Source organism: Bradyrhizobium sp. AUGA SZCCT0158 (assembly GCF_018130065.1).
Taxonomy (GTDB): domain Bacteria; phylum Pseudomonadota; class Alphaproteobacteria; order Rhizobiales; family Xanthobacteraceae; genus Bradyrhizobium.
In genome coordinates, this window is sequence record NZ_JAFCME010000027.1 from 12,315 (window position 1) to 28,622 (window position 16,308).

At 58.2% G+C, this 16,308-nt stretch carries 12 protein-coding genes and 3 pseudogenes; 3 read left to right on the forward strand and 12 right to left on the reverse strand.

Annotated elements, in window-relative coordinates; translation table 11 throughout:
* Positions 1 to 198 precede the first annotated feature (198 nt).
* The 10 genes and pseudogenes from JQ574_RS28615 to JQ574_RS28655 form a co-directional block, all read right to left on the reverse strand.
* Positions 199 to 1,323 (reverse strand): YihY/virulence factor BrkB family protein, encoded by a 1,125-nt coding sequence (locus JQ574_RS28615; RefSeq protein WP_249119666.1) that lies wholly within the window; start codon positions 1,321 to 1,323, stop codon positions 199 to 201.
* 345 nt (positions 1,324 to 1,668) lie between these two features.
* Positions 1,669 to 2,253, reverse strand: a complete 585-nt coding sequence (locus JQ574_RS28620; protein WP_212212609.1) for a hypothetical protein — start codon at positions 2,251 to 2,253, stop codon at positions 1,669 to 1,671.
* A gap of 86 nt (positions 2,254 to 2,339) precedes the next feature.
* Entirely contained in the window at positions 2,340 to 2,732 is a 393-nt protein-coding gene (locus JQ574_RS28625) for a phage holin family protein (protein ID WP_212212606.1), read from the reverse strand.
* Positions 2,716 to 3,342 carry a YtxH domain-containing protein gene (locus JQ574_RS28630; protein ID WP_212212603.1) on the reverse strand — a complete coding sequence of 209 codons (627 nt, stop codon included), beginning with the start codon at positions 3,340 to 3,342 and terminating at the stop codon, positions 2,716 to 2,718. Before JQ574_RS28630 ends, JQ574_RS28625 begins: the two co-directional genes overlap by 17 nt.
* Before the next feature lies 1 nt (position 3,343).
* The gene (locus tag JQ574_RS28635) at positions 3,344 to 4,507 is read right to left on the reverse strand and encodes a hypothetical protein (protein WP_212212600.1); all 1,164 of its coding nucleotides are present in this window, start codon (positions 4,505 to 4,507) and stop codon (positions 3,344 to 3,346) included.
* A gap of 45 nt (positions 4,508 to 4,552) precedes the next feature.
* Positions 4,553 to 5,497 carry an AI-2E family transporter gene (locus JQ574_RS28640; protein ID WP_212212597.1) on the reverse strand — a complete coding sequence of 315 codons (945 nt, stop codon included), beginning with the start codon at positions 5,495 to 5,497 and terminating at the stop codon, positions 4,553 to 4,555.
* Positions 5,497 to 5,655, reverse strand: a pseudogene (locus tag JQ574_RS35915) (hypothetical protein); the annotation flags it as partial. The pseudogene JQ574_RS35915 and the gene JQ574_RS28640, both read right to left, overlap by 1 nt.
* Complete coding sequence (locus JQ574_RS28645) at positions 5,609 to 5,932, reverse strand: hypothetical protein (protein WP_212384103.1); 324 nt, start codon at positions 5,930 to 5,932, stop codon at positions 5,609 to 5,611. The gene JQ574_RS28645 and the pseudogene JQ574_RS35915, both read right to left, overlap by 47 nt.
* Positions 5,905 to 6,288 carry an AI-2E family transporter gene (locus tag JQ574_RS28650; RefSeq protein WP_212212594.1) on the reverse strand — a complete coding sequence of 128 codons (384 nt, stop codon included), beginning with the start codon at positions 6,286 to 6,288 and terminating at the stop codon, positions 5,905 to 5,907. Before JQ574_RS28650 ends, JQ574_RS28645 begins: the two co-directional genes overlap by 28 nt.
* Before the next feature lie 267 nt (positions 6,289 to 6,555).
* A pseudogene (locus JQ574_RS28655) lies at positions 6,556 to 9,076 on the reverse strand (excinuclease ABC subunit A).
* Positions 9,077 to 9,438: 362 nt separating this feature from the next.
* Here JQ574_RS28655 and JQ574_RS28660 point away from each other — a divergent pair.
* Entirely contained in the window at positions 9,439 to 9,657 is a 219-nt protein-coding gene (locus JQ574_RS28660) for a hypothetical protein (protein WP_211996198.1), read from the forward strand.
* Between the two features lie 481 nt (positions 9,658 to 10,138).
* Here JQ574_RS28660 and JQ574_RS28665 read toward each other — a convergent pair whose 3' ends face one another.
* Both JQ574_RS28665 and JQ574_RS28670 read right to left on the reverse strand, forming a co-directional pair.
* Positions 10,139 to 11,314 carry a zinc-dependent alcohol dehydrogenase gene (locus JQ574_RS28665; RefSeq protein WP_212212591.1) on the reverse strand — a complete coding sequence of 392 codons (1,176 nt, stop codon included), beginning with the start codon at positions 11,312 to 11,314 and terminating at the stop codon, positions 10,139 to 10,141.
* A 453-nt stretch (positions 11,315 to 11,767) separates the two neighbouring features.
* Positions 11,768 to 13,740 (reverse strand): annotated as a pseudogene (locus JQ574_RS28670) (AI-2E family transporter).
* Between the two features lie 501 nt (positions 13,741 to 14,241).
* Here JQ574_RS28670 and JQ574_RS28675 point away from each other — a divergent pair.
* Positions 14,242 to 14,595 (forward strand): hypothetical protein, encoded by a 354-nt coding sequence (locus JQ574_RS28675; protein WP_212212588.1) that lies wholly within the window; start codon positions 14,242 to 14,244, stop codon positions 14,593 to 14,595.
* 1,357 nt (positions 14,596 to 15,952) lie between these two features.
* Positions 15,953 to 16,273 (forward strand): hypothetical protein, encoded by a 321-nt coding sequence (locus JQ574_RS28680; RefSeq protein ID WP_212212585.1) that lies wholly within the window; start codon positions 15,953 to 15,955, stop codon positions 16,271 to 16,273.
* The last annotated feature ends 35 nt before the right edge of the window (positions 16,274 to 16,308 follow it).

Here is a 16,308-nt window from a genome sequence, read left to right on the forward strand (position 1 = left end):
GATTGATCATCTCGAAATACCTATTCATCTCTTTATAAGAGGCGGTCATTTCATCTCGCATTAGTTATCGCCCGCGCAACTATGGGAACAACGCTGGAGCTCCAGAGTTCCGCGGCTGCGAGACGTTGCTCGAAAGCGGCGCCGTAAGCTGGCGACAAGACGATCCATCCCTCGCCCAACCCATCCGAAGTGAATTAGTTAGCCCGCGTGCCGCCGCCTCCTCGACGTTCCCGCCGGCCTCAGCCGGCTTTCGGAAGCGTCGCGGCTTTCGCTATCCGACCGCGCGTCGGCGATCGCTTTGGTGACCTCCGATCCGAACAGAAATATTTGCGCAGAGTAATAGGTCCAGAGCAGTATTACGATAAGGGCGCCTGCCGCGCCGTTGCCCGAACTCGTCGCTGTCGTTCCAAGATACCAGCCGATTAGACTTTTTCCCGTCGTGAACAAGAGCGCGGTCAGAAACGCGCCCGTGCGCACGTCCCGCCATGCAATAGGGGTGTCGGGCAAGACCTTGTAAATGGCGGCGAACAGCGCCGTGAACAGCGCAACCGACACAAGCGTATTGATGACGGATAAGATCAACGGAGCCAGCACGTTCCTGCTGCCCAGATAGTCGGTAAGTCCCGAGAGGCCGGTGCTGGCGGCAAGCGAAACCATCAACAGAAAGCCGAGGGCGCCGACCAGACCCAAACTCGTGGCCCGGCTCCTGATCAGCGAGAAAAACGGCTGATCGGGCGCCTTCGCCTTCCAGGTGGCGTTCAAAGCGGACTGCATTTCGCCGAAGACGCCTGAAGCCGTGACCAGCAGCATGACGATTCCAAAGATCGTCGCGGGAGTGCCGGTGTTCGGATCGCTCGATTTGGCGAGCATCGATTTGACCAGTTCGCCACTTTCCTGCCCAAGAACGCCGCCCATTTCCCGGATCAGGCTATCCCGCACCAGATCGTTTCCGAAAGCAACGCCGGCAACCGCCACGACGATCAGGAGGACAGGAGTCAGAGACGTGACAGCGTAAAAGGAAATTGCTGCGCCTCGACTCAACGCTTCATTGGCGATGTAACCCCGAACTGCAGCTTTAAGGATCTTCCACACTTCTAACATAACTCTGCTCTCGAGTGCCTCGTCGTCGTGTCCTGGCCGCCGCTCGATAAGAGAATGGCCGACGGTGCAGGGATTAGTTGTAGCCCGGCCTCGGGTATCCGCGCCTTTCTGCCCCCGTGGCAAAAATGGCATTTCGGACAGGTAAATTGAATCATCGGTCGAGACGACCAAGGAGGCTTCACGATTTTCAACGCCATCGGCCACGCTTCGCATTTTAGACATGCGACCAATTCGGCTTCGGGGGCGAGGTCCAGACCTGCGGGGCGTCCCGTCCAATTCGGCATCCGCGCACCGTCAGGGTGGTTATACCCGCCGCTGCCCATGCGATGACAGCACCCAACAACAGAGCCGCGCGGCGACGGAGAAAGCGAGCGGCGAGATTTGGTTATCGCGGCCCGAGCCTTTGCGATCACGCCATCGATTTTCGGCTTCCGGCCCGGCAAGACCGGTATTCGCCGCAACGAGTTGCGCCAAATAGGATCGATCCTCACTGCCCATTCCCGAATGGCTCGACGATATCAGGGTATTCGTCCGGGCTCCGCTCGCTCCTTACCGTCCACTCGCAGTTCATGTTGCGCTTTGCGACGCGCTCTTTCCCGCCGCGTCGACCACACGGCTGACCTTGCCTGATAGGGCGTCCATCGCCGCCTTTGCGTCATCGATCGTGAGCCCCTGCCTGCGCGCTTCGTCGGCCGCGGTTTCAACGACGGTGGCTGCAACCGTGGCCGCCTTGTCGATCTGCTGGCCTGCGATTTCGGCAGCCTTGCTTTTCAGGGTCTCGCTGGTTTCGCCAAGGTATGATTTTTCGATGTCAGTGTTCGGTAAGGCCGCGGCGATGCCGGCGCCGATGGCCAATCCAATGGCGCCCAATGCCAGGGGCTGTGCCTTGAACAAATCGGTCAGATTGCCCCGCATCGTGCCAAGAACTTCGGCAGAATCCGGCAGGGCCTTTGCGTATTCCGAGGCCATGCGGGTCGCGGTTTCGATACCGTCGCTACCCGTCTCACGGAGCGTTCCGGCAGCGGATGCAACGCGGTCCTGTGTGGCGCTCATCGCATTCCTTGCCGCGTCCGGCAGGCGATCGAGTCGGGTCTTCTGAAGAATATCGCCAGGTGCACCCGCTTTGCCGGCGAACAGCCAGACCAGTCCCATTCCGATGAGTGCCGCGGAGACCGGATTACGGCGCGCTGCGTTGCCAAGATCCTTGATAAAGTCCGAGCCCTTTTCAGCTATGTCGGTCATCGAACCATCTCCCTCGCTGCCGCTTTGTCTCGTTCGACTTCTTCAATCATCACATTGGGCGCAAGTGCATCGCCCGACAGGCGGTTAAGGCCCACCACGATGAGGGCGATCGATAAGACCGCTGCGCCGCCACCGGCGATGAGATATGCGATGGGCTCGGAAAAGCCGCCCTGTATGAGGGCAGCCGCCGCGGCAAACAACAGTAGGACAAGCGCGGGAATCATGATGACCGCCCCAGCACCCATCATTGCGGCGGCTCTCCCGGCCTGTCCGGCCTTTTCGGAGATTTCGGCGCGAGCCAGCGCAAATTCGCTTCCGATCAGCTTTGCAAGCTGACCAACCGCATCGCTGAACAGTTCCGGGATCGAACGATCAGTTCGAGAAGTCATCGCGGTACCCTCGGTTGTCTGCTGCTGAGGAGCGGCTGTCCGTTCTCATGGCTTGCGAACTCGGGCCGTCGTCAATGGAGGAGCTCTTGAGGAACCGAACGGCACCAAAACCCGCGAGGACCGCCAAGCCAAGGAAGGCCGTCGGTTGACGGCGCGCAAAGGATTGCGCATTCCGGACCACATCGTTCAGGTTACCGTTGCGGATGTGATCGGAAACGCCCTCGATCTGGGAGGCCGCCTTCCGGATGTAGCTGCCCGCGAGCGGGAGATCCGTATCAAACTCCCGTGCCGCGCGCCGCATTGTTTCTGCCAGGTTGCCGACGTATTCCGCGCCGGACGATTTTTGACTGTTGACCGCGTCCTTGAGCTTGTCAGTAGCCTGAGATGCGACATCCTTGGCCGCATCGACGAAATCGGAGGCCTGGCCCTTAATGGTGTCGGTCGAGCTTTCAGCAATATCCTTCGCCTTGTCGGTGAGGTCTCGGCCCGCCGACATGGCCTGCTCGCTCAAACTTTTGGTCGATGCGACCGCGTCGTCAAATTTGGCTCTTGCGGAATCTTGGCCGGAAGACGCCGTGCCTTGATGTGCAGTTCCAATGAGGTCAGCCATGTCAGTTTCCTCCACCGGTATGTGAATGGGTTGACTTGTCCGGATCGAACGCCGTCGTGACAGCGCTTTCCGCCACGCGCCTGACGCGTTGCCCGATCTCGCGGGCCGACTCGTTCAGCTTGTCCGGGGTGAGGCCTTCCGCGCCGGCCTGCCGCGCCACGTTTTCAAAAATTTCGCCCGCTACGCCCTTGGCAGCGTCGAAGCCTTTGGAAGCTGCTTCACTCGCCCGTCTTCTGGCGGCCGTGGCTGCATCGCCCACGAGATCCTCCTCCAGCTCACTCTTGGGAAGTGCACTCGCAATCAGACCTCCAACCAGCAGACCGACGCCCGCGACCAGAAGTGGATTCTGCTGGATCGTGTCCAACATTGTCTTTCCGGCGCGACTGGAATAATCCGCTGCCTTGTCGCGAACACCGCGGGCCGCTTCCAACCCCGCATTCGCCGCGGACGAGGCGGCGTTTCGGGTGGCAGAGGCTACGCCGGCGGCCATATCTCGCGACGAATCCATCGCGGAACCAGCAAGGTCAGACGCACTGTCTTTGATATCGAAGACACGCGTGTTGATCGCGTCACCTGCCGCGGCGGCCGAGTCCTTTAGCCGGTCTGCCAGATTGAGCTCCGCCATCGAGGATGTTGCGGGAACCTGGTCCGCGCTCGCGGACAGCGCCTCGCCAGCGCGCCCGGTGGCATCCGAAACCGCGCCCGTTGCCGAACTGACTGCCTCTCCAACCTGTGCCGCCATATCCTGGCTGCGCCGGCCGAGTTCGTCCGATAGACCGGAGGCCATGTCGGAGGCTTTCTGGGTGATCGATTGTCCGCTCTTTGTGCCGGCGAAAAAGATCCCCGCGCCGACCATCAGCACGGGCAACGGAATTGCCCTTGCGAACCTGAAGAGCGGATAGGCGAGGCTTGCGCCCACGGCCACCGCCTGCATCGGGTTGCGACGCGCGGCCGCCGTTATGTCCTCCAACATGCTTTCGCCTTTGGAGCGGACGTAGCTCCTGACTTCCGCCTTGATGCTTTCGGGACTGATGCGCTGGCGAATTTCGCTCGCGGTGTCGGTTACGCTCGCCTTGAGCTGATCGACCGTTTGGGTCAGACCTGCGCGCGTCTGCTCGGTCTCGCGCTGTAGCTCTCGGAGCGATCGATCGGCCGTCTGTTGCATGACCTTGATTCCTTGCTGTTCCAAACGTGAACTCGCGGACATTGCCTATTGTTCCCGACGCGTTTTGACGCTGGTACTTTTGACTACGGCGGCGATGGTAGTCGCGAGCGACTGCGGCCCTACATCATCACTCCGTTGCTCCTTGTCCGCCTCGAACTGATTTCCCAACCGGCAGACGATGATCCTGGCCGAAGCTGCCCGCCGGGAGAACTTGCGAACCGTAAACGACAACCTCGCCTCCGATACCTCCTCCAGAAAACAGACGCAGATCGTTTCCGCGTTGCCGGCGTCAATCTCGGTATCGGCGCCGGAAACACGGGCGTTGAACCCTTCACGTTTCAGCGCATCTGCAACAATCAGCGCGGCGCAATCGTCGAGTCGACCCAGTCCGGGTATGCAGAAAACCGGCTTGCCCAGCTTGCGAGCGTCGTTGTTGACAATCTTCCCCTTTTTGGCGGGCGCTTCGGCACTCGCGTTCCCCTCAGCGGTCTCGTGCGAGGCCATATCCTCGATGATTTCGGAAACCGTCTCGTGGATATTCTCGAGCCTGACGTCGTCAAGCCGGCCTTGGGCGGCATTGGCCTCAGCCAATCGCAAGGCGCCCAGCAGGATTTCTTGGTAATAGGCCACAGCGGACCCCTTCTTCAGGTACGACCGCGCCTGTTCGATCGCGTCAATCGGATCGCCCGTCAGCATGCGCTGGTATGCGGTCTGCTGCGGCGTCAACGCCGGCTGGTCTCCCAGCATGACGTCGATAAACTGGAGACGGTCGACGTGCCTGGCAAAGACGACCAGACACAGCGTGAGCGGCGTGGAGAGCAAAAGCCCCAAGGGGCCCCAGAGCCAGGTCCAGAACGACGCGGCCACGACCACGGCGACCGGGGACAGGCCGGCACTTCGCCCACAGACCAGCGGTTCGACGGCAAGCCGGCAGCGAGGATCGCGCCGATGTAGGGCACGAACCGAAGGATCATAGCCAGCAATCCCCATAGCGGCGAGCTCGGGACGCCGATGACGGCGAGGCCCAATCCGATCACGACGCCGAAAGTCGCATTCAGAATGAGTTGGGTCAGGAACAGCCTGCCTAACCGTTGCCCTGCGTCATCGAGCGCCGCCGTGGTGCGCTCCAAATCCTCGCTGCCGAGCAACCGGATGCACCGGTCGCTTAGATCCTCGCGCTGAAAAAAGGTAGAAGATGAGAAAGATCACCACGATTCCGGTGGTGGTGAAGGGAGCTGCGAGTGGTCGCAGCATGGCGATCAGTGCCTCCGACGCGCCCGGGTCTGGCTGATGGACTTCGACCGGGATAGGCGTTCTTGCCGGGCCGTCCGACAACGATGGCTTCGTTGTTTCGGCATCGCCACTTCCGGGCGACTTCAGCTCCTTGTCCAGGTTCTTCAATAGGCTGGAGGCGTTCTTGAGCACGCCAACGCTGCCAATCCTGTCCCGCAAATTGTGGATTTTTCGCCCAGCGTGGACTGATAGCGCGGCAGGTCGCTCGCGAGTTGGTTGACCTCGATCGTCACCATCGCCGCAAGACTGAGGGCGATGGCCAGCGCCAGGCTGACGGCACTGAGCACCGCTATCGACCGCGGCACCTTCATGCGCTGGAATGCCCTCACGAGGGGCGACAAGACAAAACTCAAGAGGACGGCGACTGCGATCGGAACGAGGATTTCGCGCGTGAAATAGAGGGCGGCGACGACAAGTGCGCCGATCAAGAAGTTCGAAATGCCAAGCCAGCTGGGACCAACACCTCTATTTACCAATGCGCGAGCCAACCCGGCACGGAAGTGCGCCGCGTGACCCTTAATGGAAATCCTGTTGGGAAGGTTCCAATCGCGAACCGCATGAGACGTCCCGATTCGTCTCCACCGACATCGGTTGCACCGCAAGATTGATCGGGAAGACGTGGCAAGTTGCCGATGCCTCGCGCCTCGTTGCTTCTTCGCAGACAGCAATGGAACCAATCGGAGGATTGCAGTTTACGCTCTACAACGACCAGCCATTTGCCACTTGCCACTTGCCGTTACGGGCCAGTCGATCGTTTACCGAACTCGAGCGAGATATTTAGCTGTCCGACTCTGAGGCGTGGACGCAACCCGTTCTGGCGGTCCTGATGCAACTATTTTGCCGCCCTCGTCGCCTGCTCCCGGTCCCATGTCGATGATCCAGTCGCTGGCTGCCGCAACTCCCATATCATGCTCGACAACGACTACGGTGTTTCCAGACTCGACGAGGCCGTCAAGCTGCTTCATCAGTTTCGCTACGTCCGACGGGTGCAAGCCCGTTGTGGGTTCGTCAAGCACGTAGAGTACCTCGCCATGTTGCAAGCGTTGCAGTTCGGTGGCGAGTTTAATGCGCTGTGCCTCGCCACCTGATAGTTCCGTGGCTGATTGGCCGATCCGAATGTATCCCAGCCCGACCTCTTGAAGAACGCCCAAGGATCGACGGAGGGATGCGTCGTCGACGAAAAACTCAAACGCTGAATTCACAGTCATGGCAAGCACGTCAGCAATCGACTTGTCGCGAATCTTGATCTCCAGCGTCTTGGCGTTGTAGCGGGCTCCCTTGCAGGTCGGGCAAGGTGCGTACACGCTCGGGAGAAATAGCAGTTCAACGCAAACAAACCCCTCCCCCTGGCAGGTCTCGCAGCGTCCCTTCGCGACATTGAATGAGAAACGACCAGCATCATAGCGCCTGGCGCGAGCCTGCTTCGTGGCTGCGAACAGCTTGCGGACATGATCGAAAAGGCCCGTATAGGTCGCAAGATTCGAGCGCGGCGTTCGGCCGATCGGCTTCTGATCCACCACCACCAGTCGCTTTACGCTGTCCAGACCTTCGGTGACGTCGCCACCTAGCGTTTCTACGCTTGCATCAAGCGCGTCATCATCTGCGCTAAGCCCCTTTCGCTGACCCAGTTTGTCGCCAATGACGTCCACCAGAAACTGACTGATCAGGCTCGACTTCCCGGACCCCGAGATTCCAGTGACGCTGGTAAATACTGCCAGTGGAATGTCGACATCAAGACGATCGAGGTTGTTGCGGGTAACTCCCCGAAGCTTGAGCCATTTGTGAGGATGCCGGAGCGACCTGGCGGCCGTTTGAGCTTCCGCAAACAAATAGCGCCGCGTCTGAGAGTTTGGCACCTCGGCGAGACCAGGTAATGGACCGCTGTACAGTATCTCGCCGCCCTGCTCTCCGGCACCCGGGCCGACGTCAACAATCCAGTCCGCGTGTCGGACGATGTCGAGTTCGTGCTCGACGACGAAAAGCGAATTTCCGGCCGCCTTCAACCGCTCCAGCGCGCGAAGCAATGCCTCGGTGTCAGCAGGATGAAGTCCAGCCGACGGTTGGTCCAATACGTAGACCACCCCAAACAGGTTGGATCGAACTTGCGTGGCTAGACGAAGTCGCTGTAGTTCGCCTGGAGACAGCGTCGGCGTGCTGCGCTCAGGGGTCAAATAACCGAGCCCGAGATCGAGCAGCACGTCCACACGCCCGAGAAACTCTTCCGTAATACGCTGGACAACGAGAGCCTTCTCAGGATGGGTGTCGGAAACACTGCTTCTGCCATTCAGATACGGTTGAAGAAGTTCGCCAAGTCGCTTCAGCGGCAGCCGTGAGATTTCGGCGATATCCATTCCGGCAAAGGTAACCGATAGCGCCTCCGGCCGTAACCGCTTGCCCTTGCAGACCGGGCAGTCGGTACTGGACAGAAACTGTGTCACGCGACGTTTCATCATCGCACTTTGCGTCGTGGCGAAGGTCTGCAGCACATACTTGCGGGCGCCGGTGAAGGTCCCCTGATAACTTGGCTCTTCCTTGCGCTTGAGCGCTCGCTTAGTCTCGGCGGGAGTATATCCGGCGTAGACCGGCACTGTCGGTTGTTCGTCGGTAAAGAGGATCCAATTGCGGTCCTTCTTCGGAAGCTCTCGCCAGGGCCTATCGACGTCGTAGCCAAGGGTGACCAGAATGTCCCGCAGGTTCTGCCCTTGCCAGGCAGTCGGCCACGCGGCGACGGCCCGTTCCCGAATGGTCAGCCTGTCATCAGGCACCAGCGAGCGCTCACTGACCTCGTGGACGCGGCCGATGCCATGGCAATTCGGACAGGCCCCCTCTGGCGTGTTCGGCGAGAACGCCTCCGCGTACAGCAGAGGCTGATTGGGCGGGTAGTCACCTGCCCGCGAATACAGCATTCGCACCAGGTTCGACAATGTCGTGACGCTTCCCACCGAGGACCTAGTGGTGGGCGATCCGCGTTGTTGCTGCAGCGCCACCGCCGGGGGCAGTCCCTCAATCTCATCGACCTCGGGCACCGCCATCTGGTGAAACAGCCGGCGCGCGTAAGGGGAAACGGATTCAAGATAGCGGCGCTGCGCTTCCGCATAGAGCGTTCCAAACGCCAAAGACGACTTGCCGGACCCTGAAACGCCTGTGAACACCACAAGGGCGTTGCGAGTCAAGCGAGACGTCCTTTAGATTGTGCTCACGGGCGCCAAAGACACGAACAAAGTCGCCCGGAGTGCCCCTTTTCAGCTTTTCTCGGTTGTCGACGGGGGCGTCCATTTTGTCCCTTCAGCGCAAGTAAGGACAGCGGTCCAACCCGTCCAAGAGACTTGGGAAACCCTTCGAAACGGCGCAGGTTCCACAGAAGGCATTTCAAAGGGCTCGCTGAAATGTCGACGAAGCACGGAAGACGGTTCGGCTAGCTTGTCGGAGACAACTGCCCCGCTTCGTCCTGTCGGCATCGAAACCGCTCGTCGCTGTCCCAGACTACCCTATCGTCGCGATGGTCGCATGTCGGCGTCCCTGTCCAGAAACCTTGAAGCCCCTCGTCTTGCGATCCCCAAACCGTCCCAACGATGATTTGGAACGATTGCCACTTTTTCCCGTTACCGGCATGCTTCAACCCCTTGCCGTGCAGAAAAATGAAGGACTTTGCGGATGCGTCATTTTCTCCGGAAGCGATCCAGATGATGGATATCGCGCTCCAGGATGCCATCGACGCACTTCCGGAGCCGGTCAGTTCACACATCATCCATCGCTTGGCGGAAACAATCCTTCGACTCGTCCGGGATGGCGAATGCGATCCACTCGCTTTGCAGCGGTTAGCGTTGCTTGAGCTCCAGATCGGGCCGGACAGTTGACGTTGGCGGAGGGACCTTGATCAATTTTTGGGATAATGTCAGGCGCCAGATTGCCAGTACTCGCCATCTAACAATGATTTTAGCCGCGATAGCGGCGTTTTTGGCTTGGGTGGTCACCGATCTGCTCAGAGCAACTTTTGGGCTAACGGCTACTTTTCGCGCCATTCTCGAGGTCTGCGGTAACGATTGGCTCGGTCGAACTCCGTTTTTGCGCTTGCTCGGAGCAGCCTTGGCCGACGGGGGAAATCGGGCGAACGAAGGTTCGAGAGCTGACGTAAGTCGGCCATTCATGGAAGGCCGGATAGAAGCGATCATGCACAAGCAACATTGGGTCAGATGCGAATTACTCCGAAAATGAGGAGAAGGACCACGGTAACGACGGCCGAGAGGATGAGCGAGCCGAAGCAACCCAGCCGGTTTGAAAAGAAGAAGAACATGGGACTTCGCCAAACCTCAAATCGTACGGCTCGCCAGCCGGAAATTATCTTCCCGGCCGCAACACGACCTTGATCACACCATCCTTCTTGTCCCGGAACTTCTTATACATTTCCGGCGCCTCTTCGAGGCTCGCAGGATGCGTTACGACGAAGCTCGGATCGATATCGCCAGCTTCAATGAGCTTCAGAAGCGGCCTCGTATAGGCCTGCACGTGGGTTTGGCCAGTCTTGATCGTGAGTCCCTTATTCATGGCTGCACCGAGCGGTATTTTGTCGCCCATTCCTACGTAAACGCCGGGTATCGAGACCGTACCCGCCTTGCGGCAGCACATGATCGCCTCGCGGAGAACGTGAACCCTATCCGTCGCCAAAAATGCTGCGGCCTTCACTTTGTCGAGCACGGCGTCGGTCGCGCCGTGACCGGATGCCTCGCACCCGACCGCATCGATGCAGCTGTCCGGACCACGCTTGTTGGTCCGTTTCATGAGTTCATCGTAGACATCGGTTTTCGAGAAATCGATAATCTCGGCACCGCCGGCTTCTGCCATGGCCAGCCGCTCGGAGACTTCGTCGATTGCGATCACGCGTCCGGCTCCAAGCAGTAGCGCGGAGCGGATCGCGAACTGCCCTACAGGACCGCAGCCCCAGATTGCTACGGTGTCACCTGGCTCAATCTGCGCGTTCACGGCTGCCATATAGCCGGTTGGAAAGATATCAGACAGGAAAAGCGCCTGCTCATCTGTCACGTTGTCCGGTACCTTGATCGGGCCCACATCAGCCATAGGAACCCGAAGATACTCGGCCTGCCCGCCGGCGTATCCGCCCAGCATATGGCTGAAGCCGAACAGCCCCGCGGGCGATTGGCCCATGGCCTTGGCGGCCATCTCGGCATTGGGGTTGGTCCGGTCGCAGCACGAGAACAGGCCCTTCTGACAAAACCAGCACTGGCCGCAGCTGATGGTGAAAGGGACGACGACGCGATCGCCGATTTTCAAATTTTTGACTTCGGCGCCGAGTTCAATCACCTCGCCCATGTTCTCGTGGCCGAGAATATCCCCACTTTCCATAGTCGGCTGATAGCCATCAAGGAGATGGAGGTCGGAGCCGCAAATTGCGCAAGCGGTGATCTTGATCACCGCATCTCGCGGCTGCTGTATCTTGGGATCGGGCACCGTGTCGACGCGAACGTCGCCTTTGCCGTGCCAACACAATGCGCGCATGGTCGTTCTCCTTTGCGGAAACGGCATGCACAACCCCGGTCCATGTCGTCTGAGCGCAACAGGCTCAAGCTCCATACGTTCCAAATGCAGCAAGAAGATTCACAGTCGCAAGCTCGACAGCGCGCCTCTTCAAAGCAATCCAAGACTAGTCGCCGGGGACTCCGCTGTTTCACGCCTGAGCGGCTCTCCCGGGTTCGGTCTTATGCGACCGCGCGTCGCGAGCTTTAGTCCTCCTACCCAAACCTAAATACTAGCGCCTAGTAGTCTGGAGCAAATTTACGCTCAAAGCGCGCCTGCCGCGCCGTGGCCCGGGCTGGTCGCTGTAGTGCCCAGGCACTACCAGGCTTTGACCGCGGTAACGCCGTCAGAAGCGCGCCAGTGTGCACATCTCGGGCAGGACCTTGTGAATGGCGGCGAACAGCGCCGTTAGAAGTGCGAATGACGTCGCCAGAGTTAAGCCGCCGTTGTTGCAGGCAATTTGTCTTGCATTTTCAGACTATCGACGTTCAAGCCAGTGGCCTCAATTGCCAATTTGATCGCTTCGCCGAGGTTGCTCGCGATCAGATCAGCTTTTGCTGCCTCGCGGAGCCGCTCTAACTCTGCTTGATCAGTGTCCTTAAGCCAGCAACACAGTATTATGGCTGCTTTCGGCAATTTTCGACGAAGACGTCGAACGGCATAGCGCATATGAGCGGGTCCAGTCCCATCCAAGTAGACTAGGCATACTATCGAAACACCGTCTGTCTGGAGCCGAAAGATATTGGAGGTTGTCAGCGCTTCGGGTCCCTCGGCGCGAGCTGTCAGCCCGTGTGCCGTAGAGAGCTGCGCCAGCATGATGGCGGCGGCTTCATCAATTAGACTACGCCCACCTATGCATAAGATCGGCAATTCGCTCTGCCATTCGCCTGGCAGATCCTTCTTGCTGACGATTGGCAGATCTGCGTATGGCCCGTCTTCAGCCACGCTCTCTACCGCCGAGGTCGCTTCTGCGTCCGAAGTTGAGCGAACTTTTGGCGCCGGACGATCGTCCTGATCAGAAAGGTTGTTAGCAAACTTGATTGCCGCGTCTCTAATTTTTGTCAAACGCTCCTGATCGAGAGCGCCGCGCTCTGCATCCGCCTGAGCCAACTGCAAGCCCTTCAACGCTACTTCATCGTAATAGGAACTAAGTGATCTCTCTTTTAAGAACTCTTCCGCCTTATCGGAAGCTTCGGTTGGATCTCCCGCGAGCATCCGCTGATAGAAAATCTCAGGTGGAGAAAGCGCGGGCCGGTCACCAAACATCACGTCAAGAAATGCTAAGCGTTCCACATGCCGCCCGAGCACCACCAGGCAGACAGTTAAGGGAGTCGCCAACACTAGCCCGATTGGACCCCAAAGCGCGGTCCAAAACGTGGCAGACGCGACAACGGCCACTGGGGAAAGCCCGGTGCTGTGACCATAGACCATTGGCTCGATCACGTGCCCAACAATCGGCTCCACTATTAGAAAGAGGCCAAGAGTCCAAAGCAGCATCGACCATGTCGGATCCACGGCAACGGCAAGAGCCAATGGAAAGGCCGCGGCGATAGCTGCGCCGATGTAGGGCACGAATCGCAAAACAGCCGCTAAGATCCCCCAGAGGATGGCACTTGGAACACCTATGAACCATAGGCCAGCGCCAATGACTACGCCGAACGCTCCGTTCAACAGGAGTTGGATTAAGAAAAGTCGACTGAGGCGCCTGGCCGCGTCGTCGAGTGCTGCCGTCGTGCGTTGCAGGTCATGCGACCCTGCGAGCCGAATGAGCCGATTACGGAGGTCTTCCCGTTGAAGCAAGATGAAAATCACAAAGATGATAATGATACCCGTCGTAGCGAGTGGGTGCAGGAGTGGCGAGATTAGCGCCTGCAAACTCTCCAGAGCGCCAGGATCCGGTTGGCGCACTTCTACGGGCACTGGAGTAAGTGGCGTTTTGGGGTTGACTATCGTATTCGCGCCGAGTGTGGACCCGGCGTCTTTCGGCTTATCGAGTTCTTTACTCAAGTCCTTCAGCATCCCTGAGGCGCGTTCGAGCGTGCCCCGGCCAGCCGTGGTGTCTCGAAACAGCTGAATCTTCTCACTTATCGTTTATTGATAGCGCGGTAACTCACTTGCGAGTTGCGTTAATTGCGATGCAAGTAGGCTGCCTAATGCAAAGAGCAACGCAAAGGCGAGGACGACAATGCTTACGACCGCAATTGCGCGGGGAACGCGCGTTCGTTGAAGCAATCCAACAAGGGGGGCCAGGACAAAACTAAGCAGAATTGCCAGCGCAATCGGGATGACAATGTCGCGTCCGAAATAGAGCGTCATCACGATGATTACAGCCAAACCGACGTTGCTACCGCACCCTGCAGTGCAATCAATTCTTCTGAGGTACGCGCTTTGAATGGCTGATTGGCCATTTTGACCTCTGCTTAACGCGAGAAGACCGGACCGGGCTCGGCGCGTCTCCTATGCTGCTGAATTTTTCCGATGATGCCACTAGAGGAATGTCTTCGAACGCGCACGTCTCTGCGTTTGATGAACCATGCCTGTTGCAAGGACTCGTATGAATACTGTTAGCAACGCGGGCCAATTCCCGGCCTTGATTCAAGAAAGTCGGGAAAGTGCTCTCTCTGCGGTGGGCTATGGTCATCGGTGCGCTCGACGGTGCATGCACGTTATCCTGAAAAGCCAGGGAGATGCTGCAGCGCAGGTTGAACGAGCAATACTGTCGTTCGTTCCTATGCCTGAAAGCCATTTGGCTCGCTAGAAGGCATGAAAGAGGTGCGGCGACCGAGATTGGGAAAAAGGTCTACTAGCGTTTTGGAGTCGTCCGGGTTCCCTGCTACGCTACCGCATAGTCCCATTGTAGCGGAGAGAATCAGTTACGCTGCTGCTACACACTCTGGAGGGCTCAGGTCATGGACACCGAGAAGAAATCGAGCGAGCAGACTGCGGAAGAGCCCAAGAAGGATATCGGCGAGATCGTTGGCGAATTGGTGGTCAGCGGAGCCACCGTGCTGGCTCACACCGCGGCCGAGGCTGTGGTCAAACGTGTAAGGAAAGCAACAGCAAAAACCGCTCCGGCAAAAGCCATAGCAAAGGTCGTGAAGACGGCGAGAAAGTCGTCCCGCGCATCAAAGGTCGCCAAAAGCAAAAGTAAGTCCAAAGCGAAATCTGGTGTGAAGAGAGCCGGCAAGAAGGTTAGTAAGAAGCCTGGTAAGAAATCAGCCACTAAGAAAACGAAGAAGAAGTCGAGAAAATCTAAACGCTGAAGGAGAATATGGTGGCTAAGAGAGCTAAGAAATCTGTTGCCAAGCAGGTAGTAAAGGCCGCGAAGTCGATGGCTAAGAAGGCAAAGAAAGCTGTCAAGAAAGTGATGCCCAAGAAGACGAAAAAGGCCAAGAAGAAGACCAAGCGCTTATGATACCGATAGATTGATTTGGAAAGGTAACCGGGCGGCGTTCGAAACATGAGCAATCCTACGCCGCCCGGCCTAGGAGGACCGTCCCTGGCTGAATCGCGACGGGGCTGAGCGGATCAAAGCAAGCGGTGCAAAGCGAGCATGGATCTACTCTAATAGAGACTACGAAGCCTACGCACCGCGAAACGCCGCGACCATGAATCGCTTCCTGCAGGTGTTGAAGGGACGCGGTGCTGGGCCCCCTATCACTCCGAGAGCGCTAATCTGAGGGATGTTATCAGACATGGATGCCGCAGCAAGAGAATCTGGCAGCAAGGATCCACCGCCAAGGGCAACTAGGCAATGTCTATCGGCTCGTATGCGGGTTCAGGCAGCCACGGTGCGGCGCCGATCACCAGATATTCAATTGTAGGAACGCCAAGCGATCCGAGTCGTTCATAATTCGGTCCGTCCGGGTTAGCCATCAGGACGGTCCTTCTGGCCGGGCGGCTCGTTTGACACCATGCAAGCGAGTCGTTCGGTTAAGCCTCACGAGTTCGGCCTGCGACAATTCCTTTTAGACGATCACGCCCTCCATCACGACCTGTGATCGTTAGCCGGGCTCCTCCCTATTGTCATGGTCAACGATTTCGTCACCCGCAGCGGCACTTTTCGGAATCGTCCTTGAGCGCATGGACGGCATCGAAAACGTAAGCCGTCGAAGCCTTAATCACATATCCACATCAGGACGTTGGCTATAACGAATTGGCGCACGAACTCGCCATGACTCCTTCAGGATTGACCACCGGGGCCCCACCTCGTCGAATGCCGGTCTGAATTACAACGAGTCAGTTGGACCAACAGCCAAAAGGCCAACGGACGATCTCGAAAAATGATTGCTCCGCCGGATCACGCATTGTGGATGGACCGATAGCAGTAAGTGGGCACCCACGCGGTGTTCATGTTTCCATCGTGACGCCGAACTTTCCATACTGGCTAATTGGCTTTCGGAGGGCTTAGATCGGTTCGAGTATAAATCGCTCCCGCATTTGCATTTCTCCGTGACGCCCTTCATCCTGTACTTTTATCCATTCGCTCTCAGATCGGCGTCACATTTGTCTTTGCCAGTATGAACGACTGTTCAATAACTTACACCAATTTAATGTCGCACATCGGAACGTAAGCTATGCGCATCAATTAGCACCCCACATGTAACCGGGAGTGTTCAAATGAATAAATTAGCAATCGTATTAGCCGTCGGTGCAGCAGCGCTGCTCGGTGGTTCCGCCGCAAATGCATCAGACAATGCGGCGCAGGCGAAAGCGTCAACCGTAACCCAGCAGTCTACCGATATCAGCTCTCAGCGTCGGCATTATCGTCACTACGGACATCGTGGCTATCGTCCGTACTACGGCAACAGCTACGGCTATTACGCGCCCCGTCCCCACTATGGTGGCGGATACGGCGGCGGACCCTACTATGGCAGAGGCTATGGATATGGTGGCCCGAGCGTTTCGTTCGGCTTCGGTGGTGGCCCGGGCTGGTACTAGGAACAAGAAGCCCGCAGCGATGCGGGCTTTTTCTT